Genomic DNA, 26,931 nt, shown 5'->3' on the forward strand with positions numbered 1-26,931 from the left:
GAACTTTCAAGGAGATGAACCCGATGAAGATGAAATCCTGGATCGCAGGCGCTGCGATTGCCCTGAGTGTTTTGCCCGGCATCAGCCAGGCGCGCGACACCATGCTGCTGTTGCCCTTCGACAAGGTGATCCAGCAGATGACCCAGGAAGGCAAGCTCGACGGCAGCGTTCGCTTCTACCTGGCCGGCGTCACCCCGCGCGGCAAGGTCACCGTGGTCAGCCCTAACGCGATCACCAACAAGAAGACCAACGCCTTCAACAAAAGCGACCCGGAAGCCTGCGAATGGGTGCTGCAATCGGCCATCCTGCAACTGAACGAAGCCGCCAAAGGCGCGGGCGCGAACGCGGTGACCAACATCGCCAGCTACTACAAGAAAATCGAGCGCAAGGACCCGGTGAACTTCGAATGCCACGCCGGCGCGTTCGTGGCGGGCGTGGCGCTGAAAGGCGACCTCAGCAAGGTCAACTGACACCACGCTCGTAGGACCGACTTTAGTCGGGAAGCAGACGCCGCATGACGGCTTTCCCGGCTAAAGCCGGTCCTACGAGTTCACGAGTAGCCCAGTCGCCCGGTTGCCAGCTCGAAGAAGGCGTTGGCCATCGGTGACTGTTCGTCCTTGCGCCGTACCAGCCAGATCGGGCTGGTGGCGCCGGGGTCGAGCAAGGTGCGAAAGGCCACGCCTTCGATGCGTACGCGCTGGTACGACGCCGGCAATATCGTCACGCCCAGCCCCGCCGCCACCAGGCCGATAATCGTCATCGGCTCGCCTGCTTCCTGGGTGATCAGCGGATTGAAACCCGCCGCCCGGGCCAGGCTCATCACTTGCGCATACAGGCCACTGCCGTAGGTCCGCGGGAAGAACACAAACGGCTCATGGGCCAGGTCGGCCATGTGTACGCCCTCTTCACTGCGCAGCGCCAATGGATGATCGGCGCGCATGTACGCCACCAGTGGATCGCGCAGGATTTCAATGGCCACCAGCGAGTCGGGTAACGGCAACGGGCGCATGATGCCCACGTGCATGCTGCCGGCCTCCAGTTGCTCGACCACGTCTTGGCTGATCATTTCCTGCAAGGCCAGATGCACGGCGGGGTACGCCTGGCGAAAGTTGAAGATCGCCTTGGGGATGCTGGAAATGAACGGCGCCGACGCGGTAAAGCCGATCTTCAGTTCACCCAGCTCGCCCAGTTGCGCACGGCGGGCCACATTGGCGGCCTTGTCGACCTGCGCCAGCACCAGTCGCGCCTCATCGAGAAACAGCCGCCCGGCCTCGCTCAGCTCGACCCGACGATTGGTACGCTCGAACAGCCGCGCACCCAGTTCCTGTTCCAGCGCCTGAATCTGCTGGCTCAGCGGCGGCTGGGAAATCCCCAGCGTCTGCGCCGCCCGGCCAAAATGCAGCTCTTCGGCGACGGCAATGAAGTAACGCAGATGACGCAATTCCATACAGCCTCGATCAAGTCGTGAAACCTATCAAACAGGTCGAACAATATATTGGATTGAATCATTAGCGGGCTATATGCTTTTTTCCATGCCAGCTTGTCGCACCCTCCGAGGTCTACCGTGAATCCTGCTTTTGCCCACGCCCCTAGCGATGCCACGACCTATATCGAAAAGGGCACAGCGCAGTTCAAACGCACGGTGCTGGCGCTGTTTGCCGGCGGTTTTGCGACCTTCGCCTTGCTGTATTGCGTACAGCCGATGATGCCGAGGCTGTCTCAGGAATTTGCAATCAGCCCCACACAGGCCAGCCTGGTGCTGTCCATCTCGACCTTCATGCTCGCCATCGGCCTGCTGATCACCGGCCCCATTTCCGACCGCCTGGGGCGCAAGTCGGTGATGGTGCTGGCGATGTTCTGCGCCGCCATCGCCACACTGGCCAGCGCGCTGATGCCCAGTTGGGAAACCCTGCTGGTCACTCGCGCACTGGTCGGCCTGTCGTTGAGCGGGCTGGCCGCCGTGGCCATGACGTACCTGAGCGAAGAAATCCATCCCACCCATCTGGGCCTGGCGATGGGCTTGTACATCGCCGGCAGTGCGGTGGGCGGCATGTCCGGGCGGTTGATCCTCGGGGTGTTGATCGATTACGTGAACTGGCACGTCGCGCTGTTGGTGATCGGTAGCCTGGCGCTGATCGCAGCGGCAGTGTTCTGGCGCATCCTGCCCGAGTCACGCAACTTCCGCCCGCGCTCGCTGCACCCACGCAGCCTGCTCGACGGCTTTGTCGTGCAGTTTCGCGATCCCGGCCTGCCGCTGCTGTTTCTTGCAGGCTTCCTGCTGATGGGCGCCTCGGTCACGCTCTTCAACTACATTGCCTACCGTTTTCTCGAAGCGCCGTACAACCTCAGCCAGGCCGTAGTCGGCCTGCTGTCGGTGGTCTACCTGTCGGGCATCTATAGCTCGGCGAAAATCGGCGGCCTGGCCGACACATTGGGCCGGCGCAAAGTACTCTGGGCCGTGATCGTGTTGATGCTGGCGGGGTTGGGCCTGACCCTGTTCACGCCGCTGGCCGTGGTGATGGTCGGCGTGCTGATTTTCACCTTCGGCTTCTTCGGCGCTCACTCGGTGGCCAGCAGTTGGGTCGGCCGCCGTGCCACCCACGCCCGCGGCCAGGCCGCCTCGCTGTACCTGTTCTGCTACTACGTCGGCTCCAGCGTGGCCGGCACCGCCGGCGGCGTGTTCTGGCACCACGCAGGCTGGAACGGGATCGTGTTGTTCATCGGGTTGCTGTTGTTGCTGGCACTGGGCGTCGCGTGGCGGCTGGCGCGGTTGCAGCCGTTGAGTGGGAAGGATTAGCGACTCAGGTACACTGGCGCATCCGCCTGACCTGGTAAGGAAAACCGCCATGCGCCTCGACCACCTTCACCTGCAGAATTTTCGTTGCTACGAAGATGCTCATTTTGACTTTCAGCCGGGGTTCAATCTGGTGGTGGGGGTTAATGGGAGCGGGAAGACGTCGTTGCTGAAAGGGGTGGCGGCCAGCTTCAAAGATTTTATGGAGGCTCTGGGAATTCATGGCTCGGCGTTGTCCGAGACGGACGTGCGATTTTCAATCGTCGATTTTGACGGCCAGTTCCGCTTTGAACGTTTTTACCCCATCAAGCTTGAAGCGCAAGGCGAGGCTTTTGATTTTCCCGCTTGGAGTCTGTCGTTGGAGCGCAATAGTGCGGGCCAACCGGTCAGCGTTCCTATCAGTATAAAAACCCAGCAAAAGTTGAACTCGCTGGATCCCAGCCAGCCAACAGACCTTGCAATAGTGGCCTTCTATCAAGCCAACCGACGCTGGTCGACTGACGAGGCTTACCTACAGCAGGCAGCGCTGGAAAAGCCATCCAGACTTGACGCGTATAAACAATGGTTCGATGCAGCTGCCAACTTTAAATACTTTGAAAGCTGGCTGGTGGGTAAAACGCTGGAGCGACTGCAAAAAATATCGCGCAAGCCTTCTATAGATAAATTCAACGACGAACTTGAGTGGCTCAACTCGGCAATCCAATGCGCGCTGCCATTCAAGAGCATCGAGTACGACATGGACCTGCGCAGCCTGATCGTCAATCTTGAAGACAAGACCATACCCTTTAACGACCTCAGCGATGGCCAGCGCGGAATAATTGCGCTGTTCGCCGATATTGCCCGCCGGATTTTCCTGCTCAACCCACATCTAGGCAAAGAAGCGCTGGTGGACACAACAGGCGTCATCATCATCGACGAGCTGGATATTCACCTGCATCCAGGCTGGCAACGCAGTATTGCTCCCGCCCTGCAAAAAGCCTTTCCGAAGATTCAATTCATCGCGGCCAGCCACTCGCCACAAATCATCGGCAGTTTGAAACCCGACCAAGTCATCCTCTTACACAATACAAAGGGCTCTCATCCAAGAGTCACTTACGGGCTCGACTCCAGCAGCGTCCTTGAAGACGTAATGGACGTTGCCCAGCGTGCACCAGAAATTGAAGAATTGCTGAACGAGCTGTTCTCCACCCTGGAAGACAATGGCCTTGAACAGGCCCGAAAAAAACTCCAGGCACTGAAAGAAATAGCGCCTGACTTACCCGAGTTTGCAGGCGCTGAAGCCTTGATCAGGCGTAAGGAAATCATTAACCGATGAAGCGGATTATCAAAGGAACTGAGCCCGCTGCCTTCAGCCGATGGAAAGAACAAGCCAATGCAGACTGGACCCCTGTCTACCCTGACTTGCAGAATCCGGAAAAACGGCAATTACACGAGAGCCTGCTGCAAGAACAAAATTTCTTCTGTTGTTATTGTGGCCAGAAGGTCGCTCTTGATAGCAGCCATATCGAGCACTTCAGACCTCAAGAGCATTACCCCAAGCAGGCACTGGACTACGCCAATCTTCATGCATCCTGTCTACGTCAAACCAAACCGGGTAATCCTCTGCATTGCGGTCATCGCAAAGGAAACTGGTTTGATGAACACGCCTTTATTGCCCCGACAGAAGAGACCTGTGAGCAACGCTTTCGCTACCTGCTGACCGGGGGCATACAGCCCACAAACCCCGAAGATAGTGCAGCATCCACAATGATTGAGGTTCTGGCACTGGATATCGCTTACCTCAACCAGCGACGCAAAGAAGCCATCGGAAGTTTTTTCGACGATGAGTTCATCGTGCATACCAATGATCAGGAACTCATGAAGATCATCACAGCCCTGCGCACAGCACCTGCTGAAAAGCAGGTCGCGTTCGGTCATGTACTTGCACGTTATGCAGAACAGCTGCTATCCCCCGTTAAGCCACACCCTTGAGGGTCAGATAGAACCTACGTGATGTGGCGTATCCCCCACAGCAGCAAAAAATGCAGCGGATAAATCGCATAGGCCCAGCGGCGCATCGGCCAGACTCGCCAGCGCACCTTGTGCTGCAACAACGCAACGCCCGCCGGCGGCGCCAGCAAACAGACCAGCAATGCGCCGATGGACACCGGATCGCCCCAGCTCATGCCGGCGAACATGTCTTGCCAGGCGTTGGCAAAAATACACACCCCGCCCGCCAGCAAGGCCCAGCCAGGCGAGCGCTGAATCACCAGCAACAGCACCAGCGGCAACAGCACCCCGGCCAGGCCGAACATCAGGTGCTGTTGCAGTAGCGCCGCCAGTAACAAGGCTGCCAGTGCCATGATCCGTGTGGCAACCATGCGCTGGCGCCAGCCCTGAGCGATCAGCAGGCCGAGCAGCAAGGTCGGCATCACGTTGAAGATTGGCGCATCCGCCATGAACAATCGATACGGCACCTCGGACAACAGCGCAAACCCCAGCATCCAGCCCAGATAGCGCCACTGCACACGCGGCGACACTTCAGCCGCGCTGCGGCGCGCCAGGTTGGCGGCAATCGCCAGGCAGAACCACGGAAACGCCAGACGCCCCGGCACATATAAAAAATCCACTGACCAGCCCACGTAACGCAGGTGATCGAGCACCATGCTCAGCATCGCCAGCCACTTGAGCAAGTCCAGCGCCCGGTTGCGCATGGGCAGAAACGGCGGATTGGAAAGGTCCATCTATCCCTCTTCATGTATAGACATGTACAACGACGGCTGCCGGAACCGGCCATGTTCGTTTACAGTGAGCACCATAATCGACCACAAGGATTCGGCCATGCCAGACCAGAGCCAACAGTTCGCCAGCGACAATTATTCCGGCATCTGCCCAGAAGCCTGGGCAGCCATGGAGCAGGCGAACCACGGGCATCAACGCGCCTATGGCGACGATCAATGGACGGCGCGGGCCGCCGATGAATTCCGTCGCTTGTTCGAAACCGACTGCGAAGTGTTCTTCGCCTTCAACGGCACGGCGGCCAACTCGCTGGCGCTGTCGGCGCTGTGCCAGAGTTATCACAGTGTCATCTGCTCGGAAACCGCCCACGTCGAAACCGACGAATGCGGCGCCCCGGAGTTTTTCTCCAACGGTTCGAAATTGCTGGTCGCACCCAGCGTCGGCGGCAAGCTGAGTCCTGAGTCGATTCGTGAAATCGCCCTCAAGCGTCAGGACATTCACTACCCCAAACCCCGGGTCGTGACCCTGACCCAGGCCACCGAAGTCGGCACCGTTTATCAGCCTGAAGAACTCAAGGCGATCAGCGCCACCTGCAAGGAACTGAACCTGCACCTGCACATGGACGGCGCGCGCTTTTCCAACGCCTGCGCATACCTGGGCTGTACGCCGGCCGAGCTGACCTGGAAATCCGGTGTGGATGTGTTGTGTTTTGGCGGGACCAAAAACGGCATGGCGGTCGGCGAGGCGATTCTGTTCTTCAACCGCGAGCTGGCCGAAGACTTCGACTACCGCTGCAAGCAGGCCGGCCAACTGGCTTCAAAGATGCGTTATCTGTCGGCGCCCTGGGTGGGCTTGCTCGAAAACGATGCCTGGCTCAAACACGCCCGCCACGCCAACCACTGCGCGCAGTTGCTGGCCGAACTGGTCAAGGATGTGCCGGGTGTCGAGCTGATGTTCCCGGTACAGGCCAACGGCGTGTTCCTGCAACTGTCGGAACCGGCCATCGCCGCCCTGACCGGGCTGGGCTGGCGCTTCTATACCTTTATCGGCAAGGGCGGCGCCCGCTTCATGTGCTCCTGGGATACCGAAGAAGCACGCGTGCGACAACTGGCGGCCGATATCCGCCAGGTGATGCAGGCCTGATCAACTCTGCGAAATGGTCCGCGAGATCGCTTCGACCGTGGCTTCGACCTGTTCCTGATAGCGCGCCAGCTCCACCTTGTGCTGCTCTTTGAGCTCAAGGTGCCGCGAGCACAGGTTCAGGGCCGCCAGCACCAGTAACCGGTCACCGATCAGGGCCGGGTACTGGCGCTTGGTGTCGGCCAACGACGCCTGGAGCATTGCGGCGGCCTGCAGCAGGGCCTGCTCCTCGCCGGCCGGGGCCTTGACCGAGTAGTCCTGGCCCAGGATCGAGAAGACCGTCACATCACTCGCTGAACTCATGCGTTCACAGTATTGGCGCTGGTAGCGCGCTCAACCAGAGCCTGGATGCGTGCGGCAGTGCTGCCTTGTTTTTCTTCCTGCTCCAGCAGGTTCAACTGCAGGCTGTCGTTCTCTTCACGGGCCTGGGACAGTTCGGCACGCAGTTGCTCGGTCGTGTTCTGCAGTTGCTGGTTCTGTTGCACCAGGTCGCTGACGAGTTGTTCCAACTGGCTGAGGGACGTTTCCAACATTCTGATTACTCGTACAAGTTCCATGGGGGCACACACCATAAAGAAAAGTGAGGGTGCATGCCAGCGTTCAGGCCTTTAAAACCGGCCTTTGGCTATAAGTGGAGGCAAGACCGGGCGCCTTCAAGGGTCTATGTGACTTTGCCTGCTGGTTTCGGTTCCCGCCGCCGGTCAAATCCGGCCTCCAGGCCTGCCTTCAGGGTCGAAACTCCGTGATACTTTTTTGCCATCACCGAATGCAACCGATTGCCAGAGCTTCGGGTCAGAGCGTTATCGCCGGCACACCATATGGGTTGCGCCTTACGTTCTGGAAGCCCTTATTTATGTCTCTACGCACTATGAATATCGCGCCACGCGCCTTCCTTGGTTTTGCCCTGATCGGCGCACTCATGCTGATCCTCGGGGTGTTCGCCCTGTCGCAGATGAGCAAGATCCGCAGCGCCACGGAAAATCTGGCCAACAACAGCGTACCGACCATCAAGTCTCTGGATCGCATCAACGAACTGACCCAGCGCATACGGGTGTTGTCCTATCGGCTGATGGTCAACCGTGAACCCGATGTCCAGCAGAAAACCAAAGAAACCATCGTGCTGCGCAACCAGCAGATCGACGAAGCCCGCAAGCTGTACGAGCCGTTGATCGATGACCCGCAGGAACAGGCGCTCTACAACCAGTACCTGCAATTGCTCAGCACGCAGCACACGCTCGAAGCGCGCCTGCTCGATTTTTCCAGAACCAACAATATCGAGGGCCTGCAAGGCCTGCTCAACAACGAGATGATGGAAAACTCCGACCAGATCAACGTGCTGATCGCAAAAATGGTCGAGTTCAACACCACACAACTGAACCACACCACCGCCGAGGCCACCGAGCAGTATCAGGATGCCTTCAGGCTGGTGGTCGGTCTTCTGATCGTCGCCACCTTTCTGACCCTGCTGTTCGCCTGGCTGCTGACGCGTAGCATCACCCAGCCGATTGCCCAGGCCTTGAAGGCCGCAGAAACCATTGCCGAAGGCAACCTGACCCAACCCATTCAGGTCGACGGCAGCGACGAAGCCGGGCGTTTGTTGCAAGCCATGCACACCATGCAGAACAAGCTGCGCGACACTTTGCAGCGCATTTCAGGCTCGGCCTCGCAACTGGCGTCGGCCGCCGAAGAGCTCAATGCCGTCACCGACGAAAGCGCCCGCGGCCTGGGTCGGCAGAACAATGAAATCGAACAGGCCGCCACAGCGGTCAACGAGATGACCAGTGCGGTCGAGGAGGTGGCGCGCAATGCCAACGACACCTCGCAAGCCTCACAAAACGCCACGACATCGGCCCGCGACGGCCGCGACCTGGTGGTCGAAACCGTCACCGCCATCGAGCGCATGAGCCGCGATGTGCAAGGCAGTGCCGAGCAAATCAGCCATCTGGCCGAGCAATCGCGGGATATCGGCAAAGTGCTGGACGTGATTCGTGGCCTGGCCGACCAGACCAACCTGCTGGCCCTCAATGCCGCCATCGAGGCAGCACGCGCCGGCGAAGCCGGACGCGGCTTTGCGGTGGTGGCCGATGAAGTGCGTGCGCTGGCGCACCGCACGCAGCAATCGACCAGCGAAATCGAGCGGATGATCGACACCATTCAAGGCGGCACCGAGCAGGCCGTCGGCGCCATGCGCAGCAGCACCGAGCGCGCCGAGTCGACATTGAGTATCGCCAAGGGCGCGGGTCTTGCGCTGGACACCATTCATGCGGCGGTGGAGCAAATCAACGAGCGCAACCTGGTGATCGCCAGTGCTGCCGAAGAACAGGCCCAGGTGGCCCGCGAGGTCGACCGTAACCTGGTGAACATCCGCGACCTGTCGACCCAGACCGCCACCGGCGCCAGTCAGACCTCGGCCGCCAGCACCGAACTGTCGCGCCTGGCGGTGGACCTCAACAGCATGGTGATGCGTTTCAACCTCTGACCGGTGATCCGCCTCCCCTCGGAGTGAGCGTGTTTTGCCTTAACTGATCGGTATTACCCCGTAGGAGCGGCTTTAGCCGCGAACAGCCGTTATGCGGTGCCTGCTTCCCGACTAAAGTCGGTCCTACGGTCCTACGGTTCGCCGCCCGGGCGGTCCGCTCAATACTCGATGCGTACATCGCTCTTCGGAATGCTACAGCACGACAGGATGTAACCCTCGGCTTCGTCGTCCTCGGTGATGCCGCCGTTGTGCTCCATCTCCACTTCGCCGCTGAGCTTCATCACCTTGCAGGTGCCGCAGATGCCCATGCCGCAGGCTTTGGGGATCATCAGGCCCAGCTTGGCCGCCGCCGCATGCACGGTTTCGCCCGGGGTGATGCGAATGCTCTTGCCGGTGTCGGTAAAGGCCACTTCGTGCAGGTCGCTGGCATCGACATTCGGCGCCTCGGCGGCTTGCTCGGCATGTTCCACCGCATCGGCCTTGGCTTCGGGCGGCGTCGCGCCGAACGACTCTTCATGGTACTGGGCCATGTTGAAGCCGTTGTCCTGCAACATGCGCTTGATCGCGCTCATGTACGGCGTCGGCCCGCAGCAGAACACTTCGCGGTCGCGGAAGTCCGGCGCCATCAGTTCCAGCATTCGGATGTTCAGGTAGCCGCGATAACCGGCCCACGGCTCGCCCAGCCCGTGCTTCTCGCAGATCAGGTGCAGGCTGAAGTTGTCGATCCGCGACGCCATGTGCTCCAGCTCGCGGTGATAGATGATGTCCTTGGGCGTGCGGGCGCTGTGCACGAAGACCATGTCGACATTGGCGTTGGTATCGTAGTACCAGCGTGCCATCGACATCACCGGCGTGATACCGACACCGCCGCTGAGGTACAGAATCTTCGGGTTGGGGAAGTCGATGGCGTTGAACAGCCCCACCGGACCGTGCACGGCCAGCTCCTGGCCTTCATGCAGGGTGTCGTGCAAAAAGTTGGAGACCTTGCCGCCCGGCACGCGCTTGACGGTGATCGAAAAGCTGTACGGCACCGACGGTGCGCTGGAAATGGTATACGAGCGCATGACCGGCTGGCCGTCGATTTCCAGCTCCAGGGTGACGAACTGCCCCGGCTTGAAAAAGAACATGATCGGCTGGTCGGCCATGAAGCAAAACGTGCGTACGTCCCAGGTTTCCTGAATGACTTTGACCACGCGCACCGCGTGACGACCGTTGGCCCATGTCTGGGTGTTGACCGGGTTGAGGAAGGTTTGGGACATGCTCGATCTCCACGGCCGACTGTCGGCCTTTTATGAGGCGAATTCTGCGTAACGCCCTGCCCCGCCATTTATCTATCAGCGACATTGACGTACTTACGGCGACCAGCCCCCAAGGGCATGGACTTGCCCGTCGGGAACGGATTCGGCCATGTCGCGCATGGATAAGGTTGTTACCTCGCGCATCTCCACACTCGCCGCTAACCAGTTACGCGATAATTCCCGGCAAGAGCGACCAAAAAAGGGTGCCTCTAAAAACGTAGGCGAGGCAGTCAGTGCAATACCGATGGCGGCCCCACAAAAACAGGCGAGGAACGGTCGGAGTCGCGTTCGACTTTACGGATTGTAAATGAGCATTCCGAGCCTGTTTTTAACGCAGCGATGACAACGCAGGTAGTTTTTAGAGGTGCCCAAGAGATCGCCTTGCGTGCACCGCCAACCAACCGTATTAGCCACAGCCGCGACCGCCCGAGGCGGTCTTGAGGAATCCAAAGATGGACGTCACTGCAAACCTGAGCCTGGGCGACCCACTTGAAGCAGCACGCAAGGCGACTGCCGAGATGCTGCAAAACCGCGAACGCACCTATTCGCTGCCACAGCCGTTCTATAACGACGAGCGGCTGTTCCAGATCGACATGCAGGAAATCTTCCACAAAGAGTGGTTGATTGCCGGCATGACCTGCGAGATCCCCAAGAAAGGCAACTACCTGACCTTGCAGATCGGCAACAACCCGGTGCTGATCGTCCGTGGCCCGGACGACAAGGTCAATGCGTTCCACAACGTCTGCCGCCATCGTGGCTCGCGCCTTTGCACGGCCGAGAAAGGCAAGGTCGCCAAGCTGGTCTGCCATTATCACCAGTGGACCTACGAGCTGGACGGCCGCCTGCTGTACGCCGGCACCGAGATGGGCGAAGACTTCGATATGTCGAAGTTCAGCCTCAAGCCGATCAACGTCAAAACCGCCGGCGGTTACATCTTCATCAGCCTGGCGGAAAACCCGCCCGCCATCGACGAGTTCCTGGCCACCCTGAGCCACTACATGGAACCTTACGACATGGAGAACACCAAGGTGGCGGTGCAGACCACCTTGATGGAAAAGGCCAACTGGAAGCTGGTGCTGGAAAACAACCGCGAGTGCTACCACTGCAGCGGCTCGCACCCTGAACTGCTCAACACCCTGCTGGAATGGGACGACACCCACGATCCGCGTGCCACCCAGTCGTTCAAGGACCACGTGGCCGAGTCGGCAGCCAAGTGGGAAGCCGAGAAAATCCCTTACCTGCACGCCGGCTTCGGCCTGCGCAACCGTATCGTGCGCATGCCGCTGCTCAAGGGCACCGTGTCGATGACCATGGACGGCCAGCAGGGCAGCAAAAAGCTGATGGGCCGCATCCAGAACCCGGACCTGGGCTCGATGCGCATCCTGCACCTGCCGCACTCCTGGAACCACTGCATGGGCGATCACCTCATCGTCTTCACCGTGTGGCCGATCAGTGCGCAGGAAACCATGGTCACCACCAAGTGGCTGGTGCACAAGGATGCGGTCGAAGGCGTCGACTACGACGTGGCGCGCCTGCGTGAGGTGTGGGACGCCACCAACGACCAGGACCGTCGCCTGGCTGAAGAGAACCAGCGCGGCATCAACTCCACCGCCTACCAGCCAGGCCCGTACTCCAAGACCTACGAGTTCGGCGTGGTCAACTTCATCGACTGGTACAGCGCCCGCGTGCTGGAAAACCTGGGTGCGGAGCCTGCGCCTTACCTCAAAGGGGTGCAGGTGCAGAGCAAATAATCGCTCAAGCCTTGCCAAGAGCCCGCCCCTGATTAAGGGGCGGGCTTTTTTGTACCTGCGTTGTTCAAAAAACAACCTGCTGTCGTACACACCAGCATCTACGGCCCTTGCCGCCATCCACCAACAACTTATCCACAGCCCGGCCCACAGAAAATGTGAGCAAACATCCTTGATCACTTATTGATCAAGCCTCTGAAACCCACGTAAATAAAGGCGTCTGGGGAATCACGAACATCTTGTCCACAGATACACCAACAGACTTTGGGGGCAACTCTGTCCCCAGCGGCCTTCACTTGTGGAAAACGCGGCAAAGGCTTGAATTTCAAGGTGCAAGACTGGGATCAAATGAATACCAGGCCAATTTGTACGTTTTTTGACCAAACCAATAAAAGTCTTATAAATCAATGATTACAGCGTACAGCCAACATCTTATGCACAGGCACACCAACAGAGATTGTGGGCAGTTGTGGATGAATGTGCTGAGCGGTGGATGCTTTATCCACATGACAAATCGCAAGACGAATTGATCATTAATTGAACAACCCTCTGTAAGCCACGTATTTAAAGGCCTGCAGACAGCAGCAAACACCTTATCCACAGTCAGGCGCACAGGGAATGTGTGTAAAGCAGGTTGAACAGGAGAATGGGGCAGTGGATAAAACGTGGGGAACCGTTTGCGGCCGGGTGGGAGTCCACCTCAGCCGCAAAGAACGGGATGAAGCTAGCGAATCACCCCCTCTTCAATCAGCAGCTTCAGAATCGCCTCGGCGCCCTCCTGCGCACTCACGCCCTTGAGCACCTTGCCGCCGCCCCCACTGGCCTTGGCGGTCGCGGCTTTCATACGGTCGGCGCCGCTCTTGGCCTTGATCACTTTCAAGCGCTTGGGGCGTGGCTTGGCCGGTTGCAGGCTGTCGCCTGTGAGTAACGCGTCGTTGACCACCTCAACCTGATCCACCCCCAATACACCGCGCCGCGCCGGGCCGTAGGCGCTTTGCCGGGGTGTGGGTCCCGAGTTATCCACCGTTGCCAGGAACGGCAGGCGCACCTTGAGCCGGCGGCGCTGGCCGCGTGGCAGGGCTTGCAGCACCAGGGCAGTGCCGTTTTCCAGCGACTCAACTTCGGCAAGACCGATCACCAGTGGCCAGCCCAGGCGCTCGGCGAGCAGAAACGGCAGCATGCCCGAGCCTTCACCGGTTTCAGCCTGGCTGCCGGTCAGCACCATTTGCACGTTGCAGTCGCGGATGTACTCGGTCAGGGCCGGCAAGGCATCGCTACCGGCCGGTTGTTCGAGGATGTGCATTTCGTCCAGGCCCATGCCCAGGTAGGCACGCAATGCCGGTTCTTCGGGATTGCCAGCGTGCAGCATCTGCAAGTTATCCCCAACCAGGCGTAAACCCAGCTCGACGGCGCGGGCGTCCTGTTCGGCGCGGCGGGCGCGGCCGGAGGTCGGGTGCGAGCCGACCGAGACCAGGCTGATGACCTGCAAGGCCGGTTTGTTCGTGGTCGCGGGCTTAGGCTGCATCACGTTTCTCTCCATTACGCCAGGCATCCACAGCGGCGATCAGCGCAGCGAACAGCTCGCTGCTGTCGCCAATCACCGACAGGTCGGCGCGTTTGATCATGTCGCAGCCAGGGTCCATGTTGATCGCTACCACCTTGTCGCAGGCGCCAATACCTTGCAGGTGCTGGATGGCCCCGGAGATCCCGACGGCCATGTACACCCGCGCCGTGACCCAGGTGCCGGTGGCGCCAACCTGGCGGTCGCGGGCCATGAAGCCGTTGTCCACCGCCACCCGCGAAGCGCCTTCGGTGGCGCCAAGCACGGCGGCGGTGCGGTGGAACAGGTCCCAGTCCTTGACGCCGTTGCCGCCAGAGAAAATGAACTCCGATTCGGCCATCGGAATCGCCGCCGGGTCGACGGCGACAGCGCCCAGGTCTTCGATGCGCGGCAAGCTGCGCGCCACGCTTGTGGATAACTCTACGGGCAAGGCTTGGTGACGGGTTTCGCTGACCGGCTCGGCGCATTCGGCGGCGGCCAGAATCAACCGCGCCAATGGCCGCACCAGGTCTTCGCGGCCGGCACCGGCACGCGCGCTGCACTGGCCGTCCTTGATCTGCCAGACCCGCGTGGCCGGGCGCTCGCCGAGGCTGGCGGCAAAGCGCCGGCCCAGTTCGCCGCCACCGGTGCGGCTGTCAGGCAGCAGCCAGTGGCGCGGGTCGAACTGGTTATCCACAGCCCGCAGGCCTTGAACGCGTTGTTCCGGTGAATAGCCTTCAAAACTGTCATCGGTCAACACCAGCAGGCGATCTACACCCGCCGTGTCGAACGCGCTTTCTTTATGGTCGCCAAACACCACGGCCAGTACCGCGCCGTCGCTGCCGGCCAGTTGCCGCGCCAGCCCAAGCAGGTCGCGGTCGTGGCTGCTCAGGCGGCCGCCGACCATGTCTGGCACCACGCTGATAATGAACGCCGGCTGCGCGACGCTGTGCAGTGGCAGTTGTACCTCCACAGCGGCGCTGCGCTTGACCGCGCCGCCCTGCTGCGCGCCGCTGCGGTCGATGCGCTTGAGGCCGTTGGGGCCGATAAAGCCGATGCCATGGACTTTTTTACGCAGGACTCCATTAGGCCCCATCCAGCGATCCTGCACCGGTTGCATGGCGGCATGCAGCGGGTGCAGGCGGTTACGGGCGATCCACTCGGCGCGTGGGTCGCGGCGGATAATGTCGCTCATCAGTGCACCTCCGCAGGTTCACGTTTGGTCTGTGCCGGCTGGCGGGCCGGGGCGGCGTCGTCTTCGATCAAGACATCAGCCACCAATTCGGCCAGGTCCTTGATCAACGGGCGTGGCTCGACCACGCCTTCAAGCATGGCGGTGCATTGCGGGCAACCGACGGCCACCAGTTCAGCGGCGGTTTCGCGGATGTCGTCCATGCGCATGTCAGGAATCCGCTGTTTGCCAGGAATGTCGGTGATCGGCGCACCGCCGCCACCGCCACAGCAGCGCGAGCGGAAACCGGAACGCTGCATTTCCTTGACCTCGATGCCCAGCGCACGCAGCACCTCACGCGGCGCCTCGTATTCGCCGTTGTAGCGGCCCAGGTAGCACGGGTCGTGATAGGTCACACTGCCGCCTTTGTGCTGGCCCAGATTCAGCGCGCCGGCCTGAATCAGTTCGGCGATAAAGGTGCTGTGATGCTGCACCTGATACTCGCCGCCAAACGCGCCGTATTCATTCTTGAGCACATGGAAGCTGTGCGGGTCGCAGGTCACGATGCGCGCAAAGCGATAACGCGCCAGGGTCTGGATGTTGCGCTTGGCCAGGGTCTGGAAGGTCGCCTCATCACCCAGACGCCGGGCCACGTCACCGCTGTCGCGCTCCTCGAGGCCCAGCACGGCAAAGTCGACGCCCGCCGCCTTGAGCACTTTGATGAAGGCGCGCAGCGTGCGTTGGTTGCGCATGTCGAACGCACCATCGCCGACCCAGAACAGCACATCGGCGCTTTTCTTTTCGCTGAACAGATTCAGGTTCAGGTCCGCTGCCCAGTTCAGCCGGCCGCCGGGGTTGAAGCCGCCGGGGTTGTCGGTGGCGATCAGGTTATCCAGCACCTCGGCGCCCTTGTTCGGCGTGGCGCCGCGTTCCAAGGTCAGGTGGCGACGCATGTCGACGATGGCATCGACGTGCTCGATCATCATCGGGCACTCTTCGACGCACGCGCGGCAGGTGGTGCACGACCACAGGGTCTCGGCATCCACCAGGCCGTTGACGATCGGCTGATGCGGGTGACCGCCGTGTTCGCCAATCGCTTTACCAGGGTACGGGCTACCGGCGAAGTTGGCATCGGTCCCGCCGGCCAGGCCGACGACCATGTCCTGAATCAGCTTTTTCGGGTTCAGCGGCTGGCCGGCGGCGAACGCCGGGCAGGCGGCTTCGCATTTACCGCACTGCACGCAGGCGTCGAAGCCCAGCAACTGGTTCCAGGTGAAGTCCTTGGGTTTTTCGACACCCAGTGGCGCTTGCGGGTCGTCGAGGTCCAGCGGCTTGAGGCCGGTCGAACGACCGCCGCCGAAACGCTCGGCGCGCCGGTGCCAGGCCAGGTGCAGGGCACCGGCGAAGGCGTGCTTCATCGGCCCGCCCCAAGTCATGCCGAAGAACAGCTCGCTCACGCCCCACAGCACGCCCAGCGCCAGAATCGCCGCCAGCACCCAGCCACCAAAATCGGCAGGCAGGATGCCGGCCACCGGCAGGGTCAATACGAAGAAGCTCGCCGAGAACGCCAGCAGGCTTTTCGGCAGGCGCATCCACGGGCCTTTGGACAGGCGCGATGGCGGGTTCAGGCGCCTGCGGAAAACGAAGATCGCGCCGACGAACATCACCGCCGTCATCAACAGCAGCGCATAGCCAAGAATCTGGTTATGCAGGCCAAAGCCGTGCACCACAATTGCCAGCACGATCGACGCCACCGCACCACCGGCGGTGGCCACGTGGGTGTTGGCGATGTATTTGTCGCGGGCCACCACATGGTGCAAGTCGACCATGTAGCGCTTGGGCATGGCCAGCAGGCCGCCGAGCAAGTCGACTTTCGAGGCGCGGCCGTTACGCCACAGCTTGACCCGCCGCAAGGCGCCCAGGACACCAAGGCCCAGGGCGGCGAACAGCAGAATCGGGAGAATAGTACTCAACATCTGGATCACCTCTGACGAGGTGCAAGTTGCAAGCTACAAGCTGCAAGAAACAGCAGCGCTGCGGGTCTGCTTTACTCTTGTGGCTTGCAGCTTGAGGCTTGCAGCTGTTCTTAAAAATCTTTGCAGAGCCTGAGCCCGTCGTAGATCGCCGCGTGGACGTTGCGCTGTGCGACGCAGTCGCCGATCCGGTACAGCAGGTAACCGTCGCCCGGCTGGCTGAGCATCGGTTGCGGCGCGATGGCGAACAGGGCGTCGATGTCGATCTGGCCCTTGTTGCGCGAGCCTTCCTTGAGCGCGTAGTAGATCGCCTCGTCCGGACGCACGCCGTTCTCGACCACCACCTGGTCGACCACCCGCTCCTCTTTGGCGCCGGTGTATTCGTTCTCCAGCACGGCAATCAGCTTGTCACCTTCGCGGTAGACCTTCTCCAGCATCATGTCCCCGGTCATGATCACCTCTTTGGGGTACATGCTGCGGTAGTAGGTCGGGAAGGTCGTGCCGCCCATCGCCACGCCCGGCTTGATGTCGTCGGTGACGATTTCGACCTGGCAGCCCTTGTCCGCCAGGAAGTCCGCCGCCGACATGCCGGTGAATTCACAAATGGTGTCGTAGACCAGCACGTTCTTGCCCGGCGCGACCTTGCCGTCGAGGATGTCCCAGCTGCTGACCACCAGTCCTTCGTCCGCCCCCCAGTGTTCGTTCTGCTCCAGGAAGGGATGGCCGCCCACCGCCAGCACCACGATATCCGGACGCAGGTCGAGAATGGTCGCCGCGTCTGCCGCAGTGCCCAGGCGCAGGTCGACTTTCAGGCGCGCCAGTTCCAGTTGATACCAACGGGTGATGCCGGCGATCTGGTCGCGTTGCGGCGCTTTGGAGGCCGTGGTGATCTGCCCGCCGATGGCGTCTTTCTTTTCGAACAGGGTCACGTCGTGGCCGCGCTCGGCCGCCACCCGCGCCGCTTCCATGCCCGCAGGGCCGGCACCGACGATCACCACCTTGCGCTTCGGCCCGGTGGATTTCTCGATGATGTGCGGCACGCCCATGTATTCACGCGACGTTGCAGCGTTCTGGATGCACAGCACGTCCAGGCCCTGGTACTGGCGGTCGATGCAGTAGTTGGCGCCCACGCACTGCTTGATCTGGTCGATCTGGCCCATCTTGATCTTGGCGATCAGGTGCGGGTCGGCGATGTGCGCGCGGGTCATGCCGACCATGTCGACATAGCCGCCTTCCAGAATCCGCGTGGCCTGGTTGGGGTCCTTGATATTCTGCGCGTGCAGCACCGGGATCTTGACCACTTCCTTGATACCGGCGGCCAGATGCAGGAACGGCTCCGGTGGATAACTCATGTTGGGGATAACGTTGGCCAGGGTGTTGTGGGTATCGCAGCCCGAGCCGATCACGCCGAAGAAGTCCAGCAGGCCGGTGTCGTCGTAGTACTTGGCGATCTGCTTCATGTCGTCGTGCGACAGGCCATCGGGGTGAAATTCGTCACCACAGATGCGCATGCCCACGCAGAAGTCGCGACCGACTTCGGCGCGCACCGCCTTGAGCACTTCCATGCCGAACTTCATCCGGCCCTCGAAGCTGCCGCCCCATTCGTCGGTGCGCTTGTTGACCCGAGGGCTCCAGAACTGGTCGATCATGTGCTGGTGCACTGCCGACAGTTCGATGCCGTCCAGGCCACCTTCCATCGCCCGGCGCGCGGCCTGGGCGTAGTTGCCGATGATGCGCCAGATTTCTTCGGGTTCGATGGTCTTGCAGGTCGCGCGGTGCACCGGCTCGCGGATGCCCGACGGCGACATCAGGGTCGGCCAGTGATCGCCGTCCCAACGCGAGCGACGGCCCATATGGGTAATCTGGATCATGATCTTGGCGCCGTGCTTGTGCATGGCGTCAGCGAGGTTCTGGAAATGCGGGATGATCCGGTCGGTGGCCAGGTTGACCGACTTCCACCAGCTTTGCGGGCTGTCGATGGCCACCACCGAGGAGCCGCCACAGATGGCCAGGCCGATACCGCCCTTGGCCTTCTCTTCGTAATATTTGACGTAGCGTTCGGTGGTCATGCCGCCGTCGGTGGCATACACCTCGGCGTGGGCGGTACTGAGCACACGGTTACGAATGGTCAGCTTGCCGATCTGGATCGGCTGGAACATCGCTTCAAAAGCCATTTCCAAAACTCCTCAAGGCGAAAGCGGGCGGCATCTGCTCGGTCTAATGGTGCGAAACCGGATGGGCCGGTTTCGCCTTGCCAGAGCTTTACTCGCGGTGCTTTCCAACGGCGCGGTTAAAGTGGTTTGACGACAAACAGACCGTCGTCATGGCCCTCTTCGGAGCCTCCATAAACCTGTTCGGCTACGGTGCGGATCGAGCTGCCACGGGCGGCCAGAATCTGGTCCATGGCACCGGCGAACCAGCCGGTGAACATGTAGTCGACCTTGCGGCCAACCTTGCCGTACACGTACACGAACGCCGAGTGCTCAAGGGTCACGCTGGCGGTGCCTTTATCCAGATCGATGTCCTGGATCTTGAACAGGCCCCAGCCGCGCTGCGACAGGCGCTTCATGTAGTGCTCGAACACTGCGACGCCTTCCAGACCATGGCATTCGGCTTCTTTCTCGCACCAGTGCCAGGCAGACTTGTAGCCGGCCTTGTAGAGGATTTCTGCATACGCGTCGGCGCCCAGCACTTCTTCGATACCGATGTGGTTGTTGACGAAGAAATGGCGCGGTACATACAGCATCGGCAGGGCATCGGACGTCCAGATACCGGTCTCGCTGTCGACTTCGATGGGCAGTTGCGGGGCGATCTTGGCCATGGAAACTTGACTCCAGAAAAATTCTTGTGATGGGGCAAACCGCTGTTTGCCCTGAATGGAAGGTGTCAGCGCTGCAAAGGCGCTTTATTCGCCCCAGACATCCTTGAGAACGCGCACCCAGTTCTCGCCCATGATCTTGCGCACCACGCTCTCGGAGTGGCCGCGCTTGAGCAGGGTCTCGGTCAGGTTGGGGAATTCACCCACGGTGCGGATGCCCAGCGGGTTGATGATCTTGCCGAAGCTGGTCAGGCGACGGGCGTAGCCCTTGTCGTGGGTCAGGTACTCGAAGAAGTCCTGGCCATGGCCCTGGGTGAAGTCGGTGCCGATGCCGATGGCGTCTTCGCCGACGATGTTCATGGTGTACTCGATGGCCTCGGCATAATCGTCGATGGTCGAGTCGATTCCCTTGGCCAGGAACGGCGCGAACATGGTGACGCCGACGAAACCGCCGTGATCGGCGATGAACTTCAGTTCTTCATCGGACTTGTTGCGCGGATGCTCTTTAAGGCCCGACGGCAGGCAGTGGGAGTAGCAGACCGGCTTTTTCGATTCGAGGATGACTTCTTCGGAAGTTTTCGAACCCACGTGGGACAGGTCGCACATGACCCCGACGCGGTTCATTTCGGCAACGATTTCGCGACCGAAGCCCGACAGGCCGCCGTCGCGCTCGTAGCAACCGGTGCCAACCAGGTTCTGGGTGTTGTAGCACATCTGCACAATGCCCACGCCGAGCTTCTTGAAGATCTCGACATAGCCGATCTGGTCTTCATAAGCGTGCGCGTTCTGGAAGCCGAACAGGATGCCGGTCTTGCCAATCTCTTTGGCCTTGCGGATGTCGGCGGTGGTGTGGACCGGCATGACCAGGTCGCTGTTTTCGCGCATCAGCTTCATGCTGCTGCTGATGCTGTTGACCGTGGCCTGGAAGCCTTCCCATACCGACACGGTGCAGTTGGCCATGGTCAGGCCGCCCTTGCGCATGTCTTCGAACAGTTCGCGATTCCACTTGGCGATGATCAGCCCGTCAATAACGATGCTGTCGGCGTGAAGTTCGGCTGGGCTCATCAGGCAGTCCCCTTTATATAGGTGCTTGCGCGCCAAATCGGCTGTCGGCGCTAATGGGGCCAGCATATGCCGCAGGCGCAGGGGAGCCGGATGCAAAAACGACAGGGGAATTGCCGAAAGCGTCAATCCGCGACAAAGGGTACTGCCCAGTCACCTGCCTGCATGGCAAACCTGTTCTTTGTCATGCGCTTGAGCCAGAATTCAGGGCATTAATGGATTGGAGCGTGATAGATGAAAACCTTTTTCCTGGGACTGGCACTGACAGGTGCAATGGCAAGCAGCGTCTGGGCGGCACAAGAGCCTGAAACCTCCCCGTGCGATGGCGTCGACAGCGACAACCAGACCCTGGAATGCTCCGTCTATAGCCGCGAGACCGCCGAGGCACTGCTCAAGGAAAACTTCCAGAACCTGCTCAACCGGGTGCAATCGCAGTTCGTGGCCAACAAGACCCAGTTCAACGACTTCACCAACAAGCTCAAGGACGCCCAGAAAGCCTGGGAAAAACTGCGCGACACCGACTGCGCCGTCGAAGTGTTCCCGTCGGCGGCCGGCAGCAAGGCGTTCAAAATCAGCGAAAACGACTGTATTGCGCGGATGAGCGACGAACGCTCGGAATATCTGGAGTCGATCGCACAGGAATAATCAGCCTGTTAATGCGCTACCCTGTGGCCTTTCAACGAAAGACACAGGGCATGACATGATTATTTGCGGTGTGGAAATCAAAGGCAGCGAAGCCATTTTTGCCCTGGCTACCCGCCAGAACGACAGCATCGGCCACCTGCCGCTGGCGACCCGCAAGGTGGCGCTGGCCGACGATGACGAGTCCGCCAACGTCAAGGACTTCGCCACCCGCATTGCTGCCTTCGTGCGCGAAAACGGCATCGGCCATATCGTGATCAAGAAGCGCAGCAAGAAAGGCGAATTCGCCGGCGGTCCGACGACGTTCAAGATCGAGACGATTTTTCAGCTGCTGGCCGACTGCGAAGTGACCCTGCTGTCACCGCAGACGATCAATGCAGCAAACAAAAAACACAATTTTGTCCTGCCCGATTCGCTGAACAAATATCAGCATGAAGCGTACAAGGCAGCCTGTGCTGCACTGGCCAAACTAGCGTAAAAGCCAGCGGCAGGCCTTGAAACCGGCGGTGTGTCTTTTTTGGCCATCGTCGCGCAGGCACGCCTTGAAATTATAAAGTTGCAGCTTTGAAACTTTCGCAACACACGCACATTTGCAACAAGCGAGCATCACCGTTACTAATCACCCAGCACTTTCGCTTGCTTGCGTAGTTTAAACGCCCCATGAAATTATTGATTACTGGCACATTACTGGCCTTCACCGCCACGGCACAGGCCAAGAGCATCCCTGTCGCGCCGGCCACTGGTACTGAACTTGAAGCGTTCGATTACCACTATCCCGTACAACGCCATCAGTTTGCCTCACAACAACAAAATATCCAGATGGCCTATATCGATGTAGCGGCCAGCAAGAACAGCACGCCGAAAAACCGCACCGTCGTATTGATGCACGGCAAGTTGTTCTGCGCCGACACCTGGACCGACACGATCAAGACCCTGAGCGATAACGGCTATCGAGTCATCGCCCCGGACCAGATCGGTTTCTGCAAATCCAGCAAGCCCGGGCACTACCAATACAGCTTCCAGCAACTGGCCAGCAATACGCATGAGTTGCTGCAAACCCTGGGCATTACCCGCAGCACGGTCATCGGCCACTCCATGGGTGGCATGCTGGCGGCGCGCTATGCCCTGATGTACCCCGAAGCCACCGAGCAACTGGCGTTGATCAATCCGCTGGGCCTCGAAGACTGGAAAGCCCTCGGGGTGCCGTATAAAGGTGTCGATGGCTACTATGAAGAAGAACTCGGCTTCAGCGCAGCCGGCCTTAAAACGTACCAGCAGCGCGTGCATTACAACGGCGAATGGCGACCCGAGCTACAGCGTTGGGTCGATATGCAGGCACACCTGTTCAGTGGCCCGCAACTACCCGTCATTGCCTGGCACGCGGCACTCACCTACGACATGATATTTAACGAGCCGGTGGTTCACGAGTTTGAACACCTGAAGATGCCCACCACGCTATTTATCGGCCTGACCGATAAAACAGCGATCAGCCATGGCGCATCGCCTGCGGTGATGGCCACACTGGCCAACTATGCCGAGCTGGGTAAAGCTGCCACCAAACGCATTCCAGGTTCGACACTGGTCGAGTTTGAAACACTGGGGCATTCGCCACACTTGCAGGCCCCACAACAGTTTTACCCGACACTGTTAAAAGCACTCGCACTGTAATAATTATTTAAGCAAGGACTTTACCCATGAATAAGACAGCCTGGGCTATTTCGCTCTGCGCCTCATTGTTGGCGTTTCAAGCCAATGCCAAGTCCGATAACAAGGTCGAGATTCTCGATTTCGGCCATAACGAGAACTATCCGTTTTCCAGTGCCGCCAAAGTTGGCAACCTGCTGTTCATGTCCGGCCAGTTGGGCATCGTGCCCGGCCAGAATAATCTGGTACCGGGCGGTATCGAGGCCGAAACCCGACAGGTCATGGACAACGTCAAGCGAGGCACCGAAGCCAGCGGCTTCAAGATGAACAACATCATCAAGTGCACGGTATTTCTGGCCGACATGTCCGAATGGTCCGCCTTCAATGATGTTTATCGCACCTACTTCAGCAAACCCTTCCCGGCCCGAAGCGCTGTGGCCGTCAAGGGTCTGGCCCTTGAGGCGCGGGTAGAAGTGGAATGCATCGCCGCTAAATAAGCGCTCAAGGCTGCCTGGCCAGCCACTGCAAGGTGTAACGCAGTGACTCGGCCAGCATTGGCCCATGACCCAGGCCCGGAAACACCTGGTACTGCACTTGCAGGCTGGGGTTGTGTGCCAGCGCCTCGGTCAGTTGCGCCGCGCTGCTCTCATCCACACGGCTGGCGGCGGCCCGCCCCGGCACCGCCGGCTCTTGCTCGCCACGCATCAGCAACAGACTCAGCGGCTGGCCCCTCAGGCGTGTCGCAAAACCTTTCTGCTCCTCCAGAATCGCGCCGTCGCCCCACCACAGCGACGGGCTGGCCGCTGCGTAATGCTGATACTCGCCGGGGCGGCTCAGCAAGGCATGCAAGACCAGTAACCCGCCATAAGAATGCCCCCACAAGGTCTGCCGCTGTGCATCAACGCGATAATGACTGGCGACCAGCGGTTTGATGCGCTGTTGCAGCAAGTCAAGAAACGCATCGGCGCCACCGCTGGGTTCGTTGGTCAGCGGATCGAGCTGCACCGCTGCCTCACGCCTTGGCGTGTAATCCAGCGTTCGGGCGCTGCGATCAATGCGCAGCGGGGTGTCGGTGCCGATGGCGACCAGCAGCGGCGGACTGCCCTGATCCAGTGCCGTTAATAGCGCGTCATCCAGCGCGCCAACGGCGGCATTGCCGTCCAGCAGATACGCTACGCGATAGCCGCTGGCCGGTGCCGGGCGTTTTGGTATGCCAACCCACAGACGGTAATGACGCAGGCCATCGGCCGAGTCCAGGCGCTGTTGCTCGAAGCGATAGGGCAAATCCTGACGTTGCAGAATGTCCCCGTTCATTTTTTCATCGGCCGGTGGCCTGGCCTGCACGCTGGAAATACAAGCGCACAGGGCAAGGCCGGCCAGTGCCAGGCGGCCCATCAGAACGAGGCCGTCAGGCTGGTGTACAAGGTCCGCCCGGACTCGTTATAGGTCGCAGCGCCTGCCCCTTCGATATTATTCACGCCTTGCGCGTTGCCCTCGCGGTACAGGCGTTTGTCGAACAGGTTGTCGATGCCGGCCGACAGGCTCAGGTTCTTGCTCAGCTCATAGGTGCCGCTGATCCCGGCCAGCGCATAGGGCGAGAGCTGGTTGTTGGCGGTGCCGGTGACGCGATTACCGTGGTAGTCGTATTTCTTCGGCGTCTGCTTGCCGTACCAGGCCACGCTGGCACGCAGCGACAATGCATCGGTGGCCTGCCAGTCAAGGGTCGAGTTGAGCGTGTACTTGGGCGTGACCGAGAGCACGTCACCGGTCTGCTTGTTCTTCGATTGCAGCATGTAGGTGAAGTTGTTGCTCAGGTCCAGACCATCGGCCAGCGGGATATTGAGCGTACCTTCCAGGCCTTCGACCAGCGCCTTGGGCACGTTTTCCCAGCGGAAGATATTGGCATTGGCGGTGCTGCCAGTGCCGCCGCTGGCCGTGCCGACCGGCGTCAGACCGGACTCGACCTTGTTCTTGTAGTCGTTACGGAAGTAAGTCAGCCCGGCCACCCAGCCGTTGTCGCGGTACTCGATGCCCAGCTCCTTGTTGACGCTGGTCTCGGCCTCAAGGTCGGCATTACCTTGCAGATAGCAACTGGTGGTCGAGCCGTAGCAGCCCTGGCCGTTGCTGTAGAGCAGGTAGTTGGGATTGAGCTGGTACAGGTTCGGCGCTTTGTACGCACGGGCGATACCGGCCTTGAGGGTGATGGTGTCGGTCAGCACCTGCGACAGGTTGAGCGACGGGCTCCAGTTATCGCCGACAATGTCATGGTGGTCGAAGCGCAGGCCCGGCGTCAGCCTGGTGCCCGGCAACAGTTCGATATTGTCTTCGACAAACAGCGAAGCAATCCGCGATGCCGATTCGGTGCTGCGGTTGCTGCTGGCAATGCCGGACACCGTGCCACCGGCCGTGGTGGTCTGGGTGTTGGAACTTGGATCGTCGAGCTTCTGCTCGACCCATTCGGTGCCCAGGGTCAGGACATGGTCGACACCCAGGTGCAGCGGCAGGTTGACCTCGCCGTGGGCAGTCAGGTCGTTGAGTGTCGTGGTGTAGACGCTGCTGTTGGAGAAAATCCCCTCGGTGCCGCCGGCCAGGCCTTCGTTGATCCGGGTGTTGCGGGTTTTCTCGTATTGCAGGTAAGCCAGGCTGGTACCGAAATCCCAGTCGCCGCGATGGGTGACCGAGAAGGTCTGGCGATACAGGTGATTGGTTTCATGGCCCAGCAGGTTCTGCACCGTGCTGTTGCTGTTGGTGTTCTGGGTATCGCCGGTATAGATGTTGCCCTGGCGGCTGAAGCCGGCTTCCAGATCAATCGTCTGCTCGGGCGACAGCTTCCAGCTCAGCAAGCCATTGAGATCCCTGTTACGCACGCCTTCGCGCCCGGCCGGCAAGGTGCCGATCTGATTACCGGTACGCAGCGATTCATGGCCCTGGTTGATGTCGGCGTCGTCCGAATCGGTCTTGGCGACGTTGCCGTAAACCCGGTAACTGAGGCTGTCGGTCAGCGGGCCATTGAGGCCGAAGTTCATGCGCCGGGTCGCGCCCTCTTCGGAGTGCTGGGAAATCGAGTTGTAGACCGTCGCCGAGCCATGGGTTTCAGTGCCCGGCTTCTTGGTAATGATGTTCACCACCCCACCCGCTGCGCCGTTACCGTAGCGCGCCGCTGCCGGGCCACGCAGCACCTCGATACGCTCGACCTGATCGGCCGGCACCCAGTTGCTGTCGCCCCGGCTGTCACGCTCGCCACGCCAGCCGTAACGCACCGAATTGCGGCTGCCCACCGGCTTGCCATCCACCAGGATCAGGGTGTTTTCCGGACCCATGCCACGGATGTCGATCTGGCGGTTATTGCCGCGCTGGCCGCTGCTGGAGTTGCCGGTCAGATTGACCCCCGGCATGGTGCGAATGATCTGCGACAGGTCATTGCCGGGCGGGTGTTTCTTGATGTCGTCAGCCGTGATTATTGACACACCGGGCGCCTGCTTGACCTCTTCTTCGGCGGTGGCCAGTACGGTCTGGCTGGGCAGTTCAAGCGCCGCATCGGCGGCCCGTACGGCAACGGGCAACAGGCAGCAACCCGACAGCAGCAAAGTGGTTAACGGCAGGGGTGACAGGCGCACAGACATCAGTGATCTCCAGAAACGACAAGCGGCAGAAAGCGCAGAGATCACAAATGATAATTAGTGTCAGTTGAGAGTAAAGCGCATTAACTTTCTAAACACAGGGCTCTGCGGCATTCGTCGGTATGCCGCCCAGGCTAAAGCCGCTCTCATCAAACATAAAATAACTTATTGATTTTATTGAATTAAAAAACACCACTTGTAGGAGGCAGCTCTGCTGGCGATTGAGCGCGAAGCGCTCACAGAGATTTCTGAAACGCTAGCATTTTACGACTGCTACGCAGCCG

The 26,931-nt window shown here is 60.2% G+C and carries 23 protein-coding genes and 2 pseudogenes; 12 read left to right on the forward strand and 13 right to left on the reverse strand.

Annotated features, from left to right (window positions below; genetic code table 11):
• Positions 1 to 23 precede the first annotated feature (23 nt).
• Positions 24 to 470 (forward strand): excinuclease, encoded by a 447-nt coding sequence (locus ACYP2A_RS16840; RefSeq protein ID WP_459746699.1) that lies wholly within the window; start codon positions 24 to 26, stop codon positions 468 to 470.
• Between the two features lie 80 nt (positions 471 to 550).
• Here ACYP2A_RS16840 and ACYP2A_RS16845 read toward each other — a convergent pair whose 3' ends face one another.
• A complete protein-coding gene (locus ACYP2A_RS16845) occupies positions 551 to 1,447 on the reverse strand; it encodes a LysR family transcriptional regulator (protein ID WP_459746700.1) in 897 nt (298 codons plus the stop codon).
• Between the two features lie 117 nt (positions 1,448 to 1,564).
• On the opposite strand from ACYP2A_RS16845, the gene ACYP2A_RS16850 reads away from it, so the two are divergent.
• The 3 genes from ACYP2A_RS16850 to ACYP2A_RS16860 are packed head-to-tail and all read left to right on the forward strand — an operon-like array spanning position 1,565 to position 4,765.
• Positions 1,565 to 2,797: an MFS transporter gene (locus ACYP2A_RS16850; protein WP_459746701.1), complete on the forward strand. Its 1,233-nt coding sequence runs from the start codon at positions 1,565 to 1,567 to the stop codon at positions 2,795 to 2,797.
• Positions 2,798 to 2,846: 49 nt separating this feature from the next.
• Positions 2,847 to 4,109 (forward strand): AAA family ATPase, encoded by a 1,263-nt coding sequence (locus ACYP2A_RS16855; protein ID WP_459746703.1) that lies wholly within the window; start codon positions 2,847 to 2,849, stop codon positions 4,107 to 4,109.
• Positions 4,106 to 4,765: a retron system putative HNH endonuclease gene (locus tag ACYP2A_RS16860; protein WP_459746704.1), complete on the forward strand. Its 660-nt coding sequence runs from the start codon at positions 4,106 to 4,108 to the stop codon at positions 4,763 to 4,765. Before ACYP2A_RS16855 ends, ACYP2A_RS16860 begins: the two co-directional genes overlap by 4 nt.
• 14 nt (positions 4,766 to 4,779) lie before the next feature.
• Here ACYP2A_RS16860 and ACYP2A_RS16865 read toward each other — a convergent pair whose 3' ends face one another.
• Positions 4,780 to 5,517 carry a TraX family protein gene (locus ACYP2A_RS16865; protein ID WP_459746705.1) on the reverse strand — a complete coding sequence of 246 codons (738 nt, stop codon included), beginning with the start codon at positions 5,515 to 5,517 and terminating at the stop codon, positions 4,780 to 4,782.
• 97 nt (positions 5,518 to 5,614) lie between these two features.
• Between ACYP2A_RS16865 and ACYP2A_RS16870 the strand changes: the two genes are divergently transcribed.
• On the forward strand, positions 5,615 to 6,655 hold the full coding sequence (locus tag ACYP2A_RS16870) for a threonine aldolase family protein (RefSeq protein WP_459746706.1): 1,041 nt from the start codon (positions 5,615 to 5,617) through the stop codon (positions 6,653 to 6,655).
• Here ACYP2A_RS16870 and ACYP2A_RS16875 read toward each other — a convergent pair whose 3' ends face one another.
• Both ACYP2A_RS16875 and ACYP2A_RS16880 read right to left on the reverse strand, forming a co-directional pair.
• On the reverse strand, positions 6,656 to 6,955 hold the full coding sequence (locus ACYP2A_RS16875; RefSeq protein WP_459746708.1) for a cell division protein ZapA: 300 nt from the start codon (positions 6,953 to 6,955) through the stop codon (positions 6,656 to 6,658). It abuts the gene before it with no gap.
• On the reverse strand, positions 6,952 to 7,185 hold the full coding sequence (locus tag ACYP2A_RS16880; RefSeq protein ID WP_459746710.1) for a hypothetical protein: 234 nt from the start codon (positions 7,183 to 7,185) through the stop codon (positions 6,952 to 6,954). The genes ACYP2A_RS16875 and ACYP2A_RS16880 overlap by 4 nt, the downstream gene beginning before the upstream one ends.
• A 386-nt stretch (positions 7,186 to 7,571) precedes the next feature.
• On the opposite strand from ACYP2A_RS16880, the pseudogene ACYP2A_RS16885 reads away from it, so the two are divergent.
• Both ACYP2A_RS16885 and ACYP2A_RS16890 read left to right on the forward strand, forming a co-directional pair.
• A pseudogene (locus ACYP2A_RS16885) lies at positions 7,572 to 7,997 on the forward strand (MCP four helix bundle domain-containing protein); the annotation flags it as partial.
• A 48-nt stretch (positions 7,998 to 8,045) separates the two neighbouring features.
• Positions 8,046 to 9,131, forward strand: a pseudogene (locus ACYP2A_RS16890) (methyl-accepting chemotaxis protein); the annotation flags it as partial.
• A 158-nt stretch (positions 9,132 to 9,289) separates the two neighbouring features.
• Here ACYP2A_RS16890 and gbcB read toward each other — a convergent pair.
• Positions 9,290 to 10,390 (reverse strand): glycine-betaine demethylase subunit GbcB, encoded by a 1,101-nt coding sequence (gbcB, locus tag ACYP2A_RS16895; RefSeq protein WP_459746712.1) that lies wholly within the window; start codon positions 10,388 to 10,390, stop codon positions 9,290 to 9,292.
• Positions 10,391 to 10,881: 491 nt separating this feature from the next.
• On the opposite strand from gbcB, the gene gbcA reads away from it, so the two are divergent.
• The gene (gene gbcA, locus ACYP2A_RS16900; protein ID WP_459746714.1) at positions 10,882 to 12,180 is read left to right on the forward strand and encodes a glycine-betaine demethylase subunit GbcA; all 1,299 of its coding nucleotides are present in this window, start codon (positions 10,882 to 10,884) and stop codon (positions 12,178 to 12,180) included.
• 721 nt (positions 12,181 to 12,901) lie between these two features.
• On the opposite strand, the gene etfB is transcribed toward gbcA, so the two are convergent.
• The 6 genes from etfB to ACYP2A_RS16930 all read right to left on the reverse strand — a co-directional run bounded on the left by etfB (position 12,902) and on the right by ACYP2A_RS16930 (position 20,744).
• On the reverse strand, positions 12,902 to 13,702 hold the full coding sequence (gene etfB, locus ACYP2A_RS16905) for an electron transfer flavoprotein subunit beta (protein WP_459746716.1): 801 nt from the start codon (positions 13,700 to 13,702) through the stop codon (positions 12,902 to 12,904).
• Positions 13,692 to 14,912 carry an electron transfer flavoprotein subunit alpha gene (gene etfA, locus ACYP2A_RS16910; RefSeq protein ID WP_459746718.1) on the reverse strand — a complete coding sequence of 407 codons (1,221 nt, stop codon included), beginning with the start codon at positions 14,910 to 14,912 and terminating at the stop codon, positions 13,692 to 13,694. Before etfA ends, etfB begins: the two co-directional genes overlap by 11 nt.
• Positions 14,912 to 16,864 (reverse strand): dimethylglycine demethylation protein DgcB, encoded by a 1,953-nt coding sequence (gene dgcB, locus ACYP2A_RS16915; RefSeq protein WP_459746720.1) that lies wholly within the window; start codon positions 16,862 to 16,864, stop codon positions 14,912 to 14,914. Before dgcB ends, etfA begins: the two co-directional genes overlap by 1 nt.
• A gap of 110 nt (positions 16,865 to 16,974) precedes the next feature.
• Positions 16,975 to 19,035 (reverse strand): dimethylglycine demethylation protein DgcA, encoded by a 2,061-nt coding sequence (gene dgcA, locus ACYP2A_RS16920; RefSeq protein ID WP_459746721.1) that lies wholly within the window; start codon positions 19,033 to 19,035, stop codon positions 16,975 to 16,977.
• 116 nt (positions 19,036 to 19,151) lie between these two features.
• Complete coding sequence (locus ACYP2A_RS16925; protein ID WP_459746723.1) at positions 19,152 to 19,682, reverse strand: DUF5943 domain-containing protein; 531 nt, start codon at positions 19,680 to 19,682, stop codon at positions 19,152 to 19,154.
• A gap of 84 nt (positions 19,683 to 19,766) precedes the next feature.
• Positions 19,767 to 20,744 carry a dipeptidase gene (locus tag ACYP2A_RS16930; RefSeq protein ID WP_459746724.1) on the reverse strand — a complete coding sequence of 326 codons (978 nt, stop codon included), beginning with the start codon at positions 20,742 to 20,744 and terminating at the stop codon, positions 19,767 to 19,769.
• Between the two features lie 231 nt (positions 20,745 to 20,975).
• Between ACYP2A_RS16930 and ACYP2A_RS16935 the strand changes: the two genes are divergently transcribed.
• The 4 genes from ACYP2A_RS16935 (at position 20,976) to ACYP2A_RS16950 (ending at position 23,524) form a co-directional block, all read left to right on the forward strand.
• A complete protein-coding gene (locus ACYP2A_RS16935) occupies positions 20,976 to 21,386 on the forward strand; it encodes a lysozyme inhibitor LprI family protein (RefSeq protein ID WP_459746725.1) in 411 nt (136 codons plus the stop codon).
• 55 nt (positions 21,387 to 21,441) lie between these two features.
• Positions 21,442 to 21,861, forward strand: coding sequence for a DUF3010 family protein (locus ACYP2A_RS16940; protein WP_459746727.1), 420 nt, complete (start codon positions 21,442 to 21,444; stop codon positions 21,859 to 21,861).
• A 182-nt stretch (positions 21,862 to 22,043) separates the two neighbouring features.
• Positions 22,044 to 23,051, forward strand: a complete 1,008-nt coding sequence (locus ACYP2A_RS16945) for an alpha/beta fold hydrolase (protein WP_459746729.1) — start codon at positions 22,044 to 22,046, stop codon at positions 23,049 to 23,051.
• Between the two features lie 26 nt (positions 23,052 to 23,077).
• Positions 23,078 to 23,524 (forward strand): RidA family protein, encoded by a 447-nt coding sequence (locus ACYP2A_RS16950; protein WP_459746731.1) that lies wholly within the window; start codon positions 23,078 to 23,080, stop codon positions 23,522 to 23,524.
• Between the two features lie 4 nt (positions 23,525 to 23,528).
• On the opposite strand, the gene ACYP2A_RS16955 is transcribed toward ACYP2A_RS16950, so the two are convergent.
• Positions 23,529 to 24,422 carry an alpha/beta hydrolase gene (locus ACYP2A_RS16955; RefSeq protein WP_459746733.1) on the reverse strand — a complete coding sequence of 298 codons (894 nt, stop codon included), beginning with the start codon at positions 24,420 to 24,422 and terminating at the stop codon, positions 23,529 to 23,531.
• Positions 24,422 to 26,650: a TonB-dependent siderophore receptor gene (locus ACYP2A_RS16960; RefSeq protein WP_459746735.1), complete on the reverse strand. Its 2,229-nt coding sequence runs from the start codon at positions 26,648 to 26,650 to the stop codon at positions 24,422 to 24,424. Before ACYP2A_RS16960 ends, ACYP2A_RS16955 begins: the two co-directional genes overlap by 1 nt.
• Positions 26,651 to 26,931 lie beyond the last annotated feature (281 nt).

The sequence above is a fragment of the Pseudomonas sp. 3A(2025) genome, assembly GCF_054589175.1.

Coding starts and splice junctions, on each gene's coding strand:
- ACYP2A_RS16845 (WP_459746700.1), bottom strand. CDS start 1,447: ATGGAATTGCGTCATCTGCGTTACTTCATTGCCGTCGCCGAAGAGCTG.
- etfA (WP_459746718.1), bottom strand. CDS start 14,912: ATGAGCGACATTATCCGCCGCGACCCACGCGCCGAGTGGATCGCCCGT.
- ACYP2A_RS16865 (WP_459746705.1), bottom strand. CDS start 5,517: ATGGACCTTTCCAATCCGCCGTTTCTGCCCATGCGCAACCGGGCGCTG.
- ACYP2A_RS16950 (WP_459746731.1), top strand. CDS start 23,078: ATGAATAAGACAGCCTGGGCTATTTCGCTCTGCGCCTCATTGTTGGCG.
- ACYP2A_RS16925 (WP_459746723.1), bottom strand. CDS start 19,682: ATGGCCAAGATCGCCCCGCAACTGCCCATCGAAGTCGACAGCGAGACC.
- ACYP2A_RS16855 (WP_459746703.1), top strand. CDS start 2,847: ATGCGCCTCGACCACCTTCACCTGCAGAATTTTCGTTGCTACGAAGAT.
- dgcA (WP_459746721.1), bottom strand. CDS start 19,035: ATGGCTTTTGAAGCGATGTTCCAGCCGATCCAGATCGGCAAGCTGACC.
- ACYP2A_RS16930 (WP_459746724.1), bottom strand. CDS start 20,744: ATGAGCCCAGCCGAACTTCACGCCGACAGCATCGTTATTGACGGGCTG.
- dgcB (WP_459746720.1), bottom strand. CDS start 16,864: ATGTTGAGTACTATTCTCCCGATTCTGCTGTTCGCCGCCCTGGGCCTT.
- ACYP2A_RS16840 (WP_459746699.1), top strand. CDS start 24: ATGAAGATGAAATCCTGGATCGCAGGCGCTGCGATTGCCCTGAGTGTT.
- gbcA (WP_459746714.1), top strand. CDS start 10,882: ATGGACGTCACTGCAAACCTGAGCCTGGGCGACCCACTTGAAGCAGCA.
- ACYP2A_RS16940 (WP_459746727.1), top strand. CDS start 21,442: ATGATTATTTGCGGTGTGGAAATCAAAGGCAGCGAAGCCATTTTTGCC.
- ACYP2A_RS16945 (WP_459746729.1), top strand. CDS start 22,044: ATGAAATTATTGATTACTGGCACATTACTGGCCTTCACCGCCACGGCA.
- ACYP2A_RS16955 (WP_459746733.1), bottom strand. CDS start 24,422: ATGGGCCGCCTGGCACTGGCCGGCCTTGCCCTGTGCGCTTGTATTTCC.
- gbcB (WP_459746712.1), bottom strand. CDS start 10,390: ATGTCCCAAACCTTCCTCAACCCGGTCAACACCCAGACATGGGCCAAC.
- ACYP2A_RS16880 (WP_459746710.1), bottom strand. CDS start 7,185: ATGTTGGAAACGTCCCTCAGCCAGTTGGAACAACTCGTCAGCGACCTG.
- ACYP2A_RS16860 (WP_459746704.1), top strand. CDS start 4,106: ATGAAGCGGATTATCAAAGGAACTGAGCCCGCTGCCTTCAGCCGATGG.
- ACYP2A_RS16960 (WP_459746735.1), bottom strand. CDS start 26,650: ATGTCTGTGCGCCTGTCACCCCTGCCGTTAACCACTTTGCTGCTGTCG.
- ACYP2A_RS16870 (WP_459746706.1), top strand. CDS start 5,615: ATGCCAGACCAGAGCCAACAGTTCGCCAGCGACAATTATTCCGGCATC.
- etfB (WP_459746716.1), bottom strand. CDS start 13,702: ATGCAGCCTAAGCCCGCGACCACGAACAAACCGGCCTTGCAGGTCATC.
- ACYP2A_RS16935 (WP_459746725.1), top strand. CDS start 20,976: ATGAAAACCTTTTTCCTGGGACTGGCACTGACAGGTGCAATGGCAAGC.
- ACYP2A_RS16875 (WP_459746708.1), bottom strand. CDS start 6,955: ATGAGTTCAGCGAGTGATGTGACGGTCTTCTCGATCCTGGGCCAGGAC.